This is a genomic window from Pengzhenrongella sp., assembly GCF_036565025.1.
Taxonomy (GTDB): domain Bacteria; phylum Actinomycetota; class Actinomycetes; order Actinomycetales; family Cellulomonadaceae; genus Pengzhenrongella.
On the sequence record NZ_DATCNW010000085.1, the window covers coordinates 1 to 7351 of the forward strand.

The 7351-nt window shown below is 72.4% G+C and carries 8 protein-coding genes; 3 read left to right on the forward strand and 5 right to left on the reverse strand.

Annotated elements, in window-relative coordinates; genetic code table 11:
* Positions 1–162: 162 nt before the first annotated feature.
* Positions 163–780 (forward strand): CGNR zinc finger domain-containing protein, encoded by a 618-nt coding sequence (locus tag VIM26_RS04600; RefSeq protein ID WP_331949175.1) that lies wholly within the window; start codon positions 163–165, stop codon positions 778–780.
* Between the two features lie 140 nt (positions 781–920).
* Here the strand turns inward: VIM26_RS04600 and VIM26_RS04605 are convergent, their stop codons facing one another.
* From VIM26_RS04605 to VIM26_RS04615, 3 genes are all read right to left on the reverse strand, one after another.
* A complete protein-coding gene (locus VIM26_RS04605; protein ID WP_331949176.1) occupies positions 921–2168 on the reverse strand; it encodes a GGDEF domain-containing protein in 1248 nt (415 codons plus the stop codon).
* 153 nt (positions 2169–2321) lie between these two features.
* Complete coding sequence (locus VIM26_RS04610) at positions 2322–3380, reverse strand: LacI family DNA-binding transcriptional regulator (protein ID WP_331949177.1); 1059 nt, start codon at positions 3378–3380, stop codon at positions 2322–2324.
* 62 nt (positions 3381–3442) lie between these two features.
* The gene (locus VIM26_RS04615; RefSeq protein ID WP_331949178.1) at positions 3443–3958 is read right to left on the reverse strand and encodes a DUF2505 domain-containing protein; all 516 of its coding nucleotides are present in this window, start codon (positions 3956–3958) and stop codon (positions 3443–3445) included.
* Positions 3959–4105: 147 nt separating this feature from the next.
* On the opposite strand from VIM26_RS04615, the gene VIM26_RS04620 reads away from it, so the two are divergent.
* Positions 4106–5578, forward strand: a complete 1473-nt coding sequence (locus VIM26_RS04620; RefSeq protein WP_414696442.1) for a sensor histidine kinase — start codon at positions 4106–4108, stop codon at positions 5576–5578.
* 190 nt (positions 5579–5768) lie between these two features.
* On the opposite strand, the gene VIM26_RS04625 is transcribed toward VIM26_RS04620, so the two are convergent.
* Entirely contained in the window at positions 5769–6017 is a 249-nt protein-coding gene (locus VIM26_RS04625; RefSeq protein WP_331949179.1) for a WhiB family transcriptional regulator, read from the reverse strand.
* A 241-nt stretch (positions 6018–6258) separates the two neighbouring features.
* On the opposite strand from VIM26_RS04625, the gene VIM26_RS04630 reads away from it, so the two are divergent.
* Positions 6259–6774 (forward strand): hypothetical protein, encoded by a 516-nt coding sequence (locus tag VIM26_RS04630; RefSeq protein ID WP_331949180.1) that lies wholly within the window; start codon positions 6259–6261, stop codon positions 6772–6774.
* 27 nt (positions 6775–6801) lie between these two features.
* Here VIM26_RS04630 and VIM26_RS04635 read toward each other — a convergent pair.
* Positions 6802–7351 (reverse strand): hypothetical protein (locus VIM26_RS04635; protein ID WP_331949181.1); only part of this gene is annotated, 550 nt, incomplete at its 5' end.

Consider the following 7351-nt stretch of genomic DNA (forward strand, 5'->3'; position numbering starts at 1 on the left):
ACCACAACCACGGCCCGGAAACCCGCCCACCCGACGCGACAGCCGGGACCCAGCCATGTCGCGTCACGGAAAAACCGCCAACGGCGCCCGAAACGAGCACCGAGGCCCCAGAACCGCCACTACTCGCGGATCTGGGTCTGAAGACAAGGAGGAGGCCCACCCGTGGTCGCAACCCGCATGCCCGAGCTCATCGGCGGGCACCCTGCGCTGGACCTGGTGAACACGGTCTCCTGGCGGCGGGACGACGAGCGACGACGGGACAATCTCGTCGACCTCCCCGCGCTGCTCGGCTGGTGCCTGCGCGTCGACCTGCTGGACCCCAGTGCCGCCGCCGACGTCAGCGAGCTGGGCGCGCGGGACCAAACGTCGGCGCAGCGCGTACTCGATGAGGTCCGCGACCTTCGCGAACAGCTGGCGGCCGTGCTGGCACCGCTGACCGACACCCCGCCGTCGGGCATTGTCGGGGTGATCCCGGCGGCGCTGCGCGCTCACCTGATCGACGCGATCGCCGTGAGCGACCTGGTCGGCTCGCCGGCGCGCTGGCGGCTCGCTGCGCGCCGTCCCGCAGACCTGCCCCGGGTGCTGGCTCTGCAGGCCCTGGATCTCCTGCAGTCCCCCGAGGTGCACCGCCTGCGCCGCTGTGCGGGACCCGGCTGCGGGTGGCTCTTCCTCGACCGCACCCGCAGTAACACCCGCCGGTGGTGCAGCAGCGGCGACTGCGGAAACCGCGACCGTGCGCGCCGGCACTACGCCCGCCGGCACGACCTCGTTCCGGAGTAGGCAACCCGCCAGGTCCGCCGGTCGGGCGGCGTCGCCCAGCCTCACGCCGAGCGGCGGATGACCAGCTCAGGGGCGAACATCACCGGGCTGCGGCTCGGCGGGATCCCGGCCCGAGCCGGACACGTGTCCGCGCCGGAGCGCTACCGGGGGGTGCGCCTGTTCCGGAGCCGCTCTTCCAGCAACGCCGCGTCCGCGCGAGCGACGACGGCGTCGGCCGACTCCGCCGGCCGTAGCTGCGCAAGCCCGACCGTGACCGAGCCGTGCTCGGGGGCGACCGCAAGAGCTGTGTTGACGTGCGCCAGTCGTTTCGTCGCCTCGGCCAGGGGCAGGCCCGAGAGCGCACAGACGAACTCGTCACCGCCGTAGCGGAAGACCAGGTCGTAGGAACGCAGGTTCGTACGCAGCGTCGTCGCAACCTCGCGCAGCATCCGGTCACCCGCCGCGTGACCGCGTGAGTCGTTGATGTCTTTGAGATGGTCGACGTCGACGAAGGCCAGGACGAGGGGCTGCGCTGTCCGGTGTGCCTTGTCCACCTCATGCTCCAGCTCGATGAAGCCAACGCTCCGGAGGTACACACCGGTCAGTCCGTCGATGGACGCGGACGCCCGTTCGTCGGCGGATGCGCGACGATCGGTCAGCGCGGAGTCGCGATCGAGTCCGGCGTGGGTACGTTCGGTCGCCGAGGCCCCGCGATCGGCGAGCGCGGTGTCGCGTTCCGCCTCGGAGTGCGTGCGTTCGGTCGCCGACGCTGCCCGATCGGCGAGCGCGGTGCCGCGGTCCACCTCCGCTTCCGTGCGTTCGCTGGCGCCCGCTTCGCGATCCTGTGAGGCCCGGCTCCGGTCGTCGGCAGCTTCTTGCCGGGCGAGGGTCGAGCGCAGGTGACCGTCGGTCGCGAGCCTGCCGGTGCCCTGCGCGGCAGGCTGCTCGTCGTGCTCGTCGGCCTCGTCGAACTGCTCGCCGGCCCGGTCCCGGAGGTCGGCTGCCTCGTCCCGCCGGTCGGCGGCGCGGTCCCGCCGCTCGCCGGCGTCGTCGCGCTGCTTGCCCCCGTGGTCCCGGAGGTCGGCTGCCTGGTCGCGCTGGTCGGCGGCGCTGTCGCGCTGTCCAGCAGCCTCGTCGCGGTGGTCGGCTGCCTGGTCGCGCTGGTCGGCGGCGTGGTCGCGCTGGTCGGCGGCATCGTCCCGCTCCTCGGCGGCCGAGGACGGATGCGGCCTCGTGGGTGGCGCGCGGCGGCCGATGACGACCGCGGTGGCCGCCACGGTGAGGACCAGCACGACTGCTCGGGCCACGACCGAATCGAGCGAGAGCCCGAGCACGGCGCCCGTGATCAGCACCGCGAGACCCCCGAGAGGTCGCCGGCGGCGCCCCGTCGTCTCCTGATGGACGGTCATGATGCACTCTCCAGTGGAACTGGCGTCGCACGAACGTCGTGGTGACTTCTCGCGTCCGGCGATATCTAGTTCAGCACTGTTCACCCCTGTTTTCACCTGGGGCGGTGGTCCATTGAAGCCCCGAGGCGAGGAGCGGGTTCGACCGCTCTTCACTCAGGTCGAGCGACGGACCACCAGCTGTGGGGCGAAGATCACCGGGCTGGGTCTCGGTGGCAGTCCGGCCAGCAGATCGAGGAGCATCTCGCCGGCGGCGCGGGCCATCGCGACGACGGGGTTCAGGATCGTGGTCAGCGGGGGCGACGTCGAGGTGGCTACCCACAGGTTGTCGTAGCCGATCACGGCCACGTCCTGGGGTACCCGGCGTCCGGCCGCGGCCAGCACGCCGAGCGCGCCCGCGGCCATCAGGTCGGAGGCGACGAAGATCGCATCGACGTCGGGATGTTCGGCGAGGAGGCGTTCCGCGGCGCGCGCACCGCCGGCTGTCGTGAAGTCCGTCCCGAACGCGACCGCATCCGCGGTCAGCCCGGCAGCGACGAGAGCGGCCGACCAGCCGGTCAGTCGGTCGAGGCCGGGGGACATGTCCTGCGGGCCGGCGATCGTGCCTATCCGCCGTCGGCCGATCCGCACCAGGTACTCGGCGGCCAGCCGCCCACCGAGGGTGTTGTCGACGTCCACGTACGGCAGTTCGTGGTCGCCCTGGAGCGGGCGCCCGACGTACACCGTCGGCACGCACGAGCGGCTCAGCTCGTCCGCGAGGATGTCGTCGCGGTGGTGGGAGACGACGACGACGCCGTCCACGTGCCCCCCGCGCAGGTAGCGCACGGTCCGGGTGCCGATGTCGGACGGCCGGGCCATCACGAGCACGAGCTGCAGGTCGGTCTCGGACAGCGCCGAGCTCAGCCCGCTGATCGTGGCGGCGAAGAACGGGTCGGACATGACCAGCTCATCGGGCTCCGGCACCACGAGGGCCACGGAGTTCGCGCAGCGGGTGACCAGCGAGCGCGCCGCGCGGTTCGGCGCGAACCCCAGCTCGGCGACGGCCGTGTCCACCGACGCCTGGGCGTGGGTGGACACCCGCAGCCCGCCGTTGATCGCCCGGGACGCGGTCGAGCGCGACACCCCGGCAAGCGCGGCGACCTGCTCGAGTGTCGGCGCGGTGAGCCGAGGGCGACTGCGCGCCACCGCACCGACCCGATCCTCGCCGATCGTCATCGCGTTCCCCTCCGAGTCGTCACGTGCTCGCGTTCGCGGGCGCGCGCTACCGCGTCAAGCCATCAAGCCGCCGTGCCGTGATGGTGCTCCGTCAGCCACCGATTACCCGCCTGCTGCTCGGCCTCGAGGGCGGCGCCGACGGCCCGGCCGGCGGCCTCCTCGATCGCGGCGCCGAACAGCGGAATGCCGGCCTTCACGTCGCCGTCGTAGGTGAGCACGGTGTGGTCGTCGTCATCCGGCTCGAGGGTGGTGATGCCGGTGAGGCGAACGGGCGCACCGGCGATCTCCACGACCACCGTGCCGCGACGTCCGTCGGGCTGGGGTTCCTCCCATGCCTCGACCTGGCGCACCTCGACGCTCGTGCCGACGAAGGCGCGGAAGTTCGCGGGGATCTGGTCCGTCGGCATGGACCGCCGGGTGGTCACGGTGAACGGGCCCTCGGGCCCGCCGGCCACCTCGACGTGGTGGGCGATGGCGCCGCTCGCCTCGACCCGGGCCCGCCCGTACTCGGGGTCGGCAAGCATTGCCGCCACGACCGGGACCGCGGCGTTGTAGCGGAGCTCTACGTGGACGTGCACCTGGTGTCGGCCTCCTTCGCCCGTGCCCGGAATGACCCCGGCCGGGATAGTCCCCATCAGGGACGCGCTGTTGAAGCACGAGGCTACCGAAGGTCGCCGGTATCCGGGTGCGGAGTCCGCACTCCGCGCGCGTGTCTACGCTTGCGTGTGCCTACCCTGAGCGACCTGGTCTCCCACCACTCCGACCTCGATGCCGCCGACATCGACTGGCTGCACCTGTTGATCGGGGACTGGCAGGTCATCTCCGACCTGGCGTTCGCGGACCTGGTGCTCTGGCTGCCGACCCACGATGGTGATTTCATCGCGATCGGCCAGTGCCGGCCGAGCACCGGGGCGACCGTCTACTACGACGATATCGTTGGCGCGCACGCCCCGGAGGGGCAGCGCCCCCAGCTCCAGCTCGCGCTGACCGAGGTCCGCCCGCAGCGTTCGCGCGAGCCGCGGTGGTTCGGCTCGTACGCGGTGCGCGAGGAGGCGATGCCGGTCGTGCACAACGGGCGCGCGATCGCCGTCGTCGCCCGGCAGACCAACCTGGGCGGGGCGCGCACGCCGAGCCGGCTCGAGCTCAACTACGTCGAGGCCGCCGACGACCTCATGGGCATGATCGGGCGCGGCGACTTCCCGCTGCCCAACTCCGCGACCGGCTCGCGCCGCGGCGCCCCGCGTGTCGGGGACGGCCTGATCCGGCTGAACTCCGAGGGCGAGGTGCTCTACGCGAGCCCGAACGCGCTGAGCTGCTTCCACCGGCTGGGGGTGCTGGGTTCCCTCGTCGGGCGCTCGCTGATCGAGGTGACTACCGAGCACATCGAGAACGACCTGCACAAGACGCCGGTGGACGAGTCGATGCCGCTCGTGGTGATGGGCCGGGCGCCGTGGCGCACCGACATCGAGACCCGCGGCGTGTGCCTGTCGCTGCGCGCGGTGCCGCTGACCGAGCACGGGCAGCGCACCGGCGCCGTGCTGCTGTGCCGCGACGTGTCCGAGCTGCGCCGCCGGGAACGCGAGCTCATCACCAAGGACGCGACGATCCGCGAGATCCACCACCGGGTGAAGAACAACCTGCAGACGGTGGCCGCGCTGCTGCGGCTGCAGGCACGCCGGATGGAGTCACCCGAGGCGCGCGCCGCGCTCGAGGAGGCGATGCGGCGCGTCGCGACGATCGCGCTGGTGCACGAGACCCTCTCGCAGACCCTCGACGAGACCGTGCCGTTCGACGACCTCGTGGGCCGTAGCCTGCGGCTCGCCGCCGACGTCGCGTCCGCGGGCGGGCACGTGCGCACCGTCACCACCGGCAAGTTCGGCATGGTGCCGGCAGCGGACTCGACCGCCCTGGCCCTGGTGCTCACCGAGCTGGTCACGAACGCCGTCGAGCACGGCCTCGCGTCGACCGACGGCGGCACGGTGGAGATCCGGGCCGAGCGGGACGCGCAGAAGCTGCGGGTCGTGGTTGCGGACGACGGCGTCGGAATGGGCCCCAAGGGCGCCGGCAGCGGGCTTGGTACCCAGATCGTCTCGACGCTGGTCACGAACGAGCTGCGCGGAATGATCGAGTGGCTGCCGCGGGACGGCGGCGGGACGGAAGTTGTGCTCGAGGTCACGTTGCGCGATCCGAAGGCGTGAAGGGACCCGTAGGCGTGCCGGCCCCGAAGGCGCGAACGGACCCGAAGGTGCGCAGTTCGCAGAATTCGGGTTTTGCCGGCGATCAATGCGGGCCGTAGGTGCCCGTCACCTGGTGGTGTACATGACGGAGGCCCCGGCGGGAGTCCGTCGGGGCCTCAATTCCGTTCGCACCAGACCTGGCGCGCAACTTTCAGCTGGCTCGACGCTGGCGTGCGGTGCGGCGCTTGAGGGCGCGGCGCTCGTCCTCGGACAGGCCGCCCCACACGCCGGCATCCTGCCCGGACTCGAGCGCCCACTTGAGGCAGGTGTCGACGACCGTGCAGCGGTGGCAGACCGCCTTCGCCTGTTCGATCTGCAGCAGCGCCGGACCCGTGTTCCCGATCGGGAAGAAAAGTTCAGGGTCCTCGTCGAGACAAGCAGCGCGGTGGCGCCAGTCCATGGGATCTCCTAGAGATAAGTAGGGCAGGCCCGAATCAAGGCACGCCTCAGTGGGGGTTGGAAAACGGGGCTGCCACCAGGTTCCCCCCTGGGCGCGTGGTGCACAAGGGGTATTGCGAGTCTTTCTCGCACAGGACTGAGGTATTGGTCACATCAAGGCTCGAACGGCCACTGAACCGCCCGGAACTGCCCGCGAACTGCCCGCGAACTATCCGTGCGGCGCGGGTCGTAAAGTCGTGACCGTGTCCAGATCCCCCCGTAAGTCGCCGAACCGGTCGGGCGCCAGCCCTGCCCCTCCGCCACCCTCCGCCCCGGTCCCCACCAGCCCGAGCGGGCCGGCGCGGCCGCGCCCTCGGGTGCTCGCCGCGGTGTGCCTGCTGGTGCTCGTCCAGGCGGCCCTGCTCGTCGGGCTCGGTGGTGCGTGGATCGCGGATCTGCTGCGCGGAGCGAGCCAGCTGCCGGGCGCGACGGTGTTCCTCGTGCTGTTCGCGCTGGGCATTGCGGCCGCGCTGATCTTCGCCGTTCGAGCGCTCTGGCACGGTCGCCGGTGGGGCCGCGCCCCGGTGATCACCTGGCAGCTCCTGCTCGCGGTGATGGCAATCGGCTGGCTCGGCGCGGAGGTGGCTTTCTGGGCCGCACTCGTGCTCGCAAGCACGGTCGTGGTCGTCGTCGGACTGTTGCTGCCCGCCGTCCTCGCGGCGACGTCGGCCCGCGCGCACCAGCCCGACGGCGGCGCGAGCGGCACCCGGGTCGCGTAGCCCGCCACCCGTCCCGACCGGGCGTGCTCAGGGGAGGTCCGGGTCGAGCACCTGGACGGGCACCAGGTCCCGGCCGTGCTGGCGCGCGCCGCGTCCTGGCGCGTGCGGGTGCGCGGGATCGATGACCCACTCGAGCCCGACGCCCAGCACCTCGCCGCTGCCCGGTTCCGCGAGCCCGAGAAGGAGCCCGCGGCGCGTCGCCCGGAGCGCACCGAGCGCGCCGCGGTAGGCCATCGCCGCGCGGGCCGTCTGTGCGGAGGCGACGACGACCGGCGCGCGCCCGAGGCTCGGACCGGCCGGACCGGCCGGCTCGACGGTGTCGTCCGCGCCGCTCACCAGGGCGGCCAACTGCTCGGCGACCGCTGGGGTCTGCTGTTCGAGCCCGTCCAGGTCGTCGACGAGCACGACCGCCTCGCACGGCAGGGTCGCGAGCAGCCGGCCTATCGCGTCGGGGGAGAACCCGCAGGTGGTCGCCGGTGCCCGGGCTGCGCCGAGAACCCGCAGCGGGCCGTCCCGGGCGATCACGATGATCGGCCGCCCGGCGTCCAGAAGCGCGGCGGCGATGACGGCGAGCGCC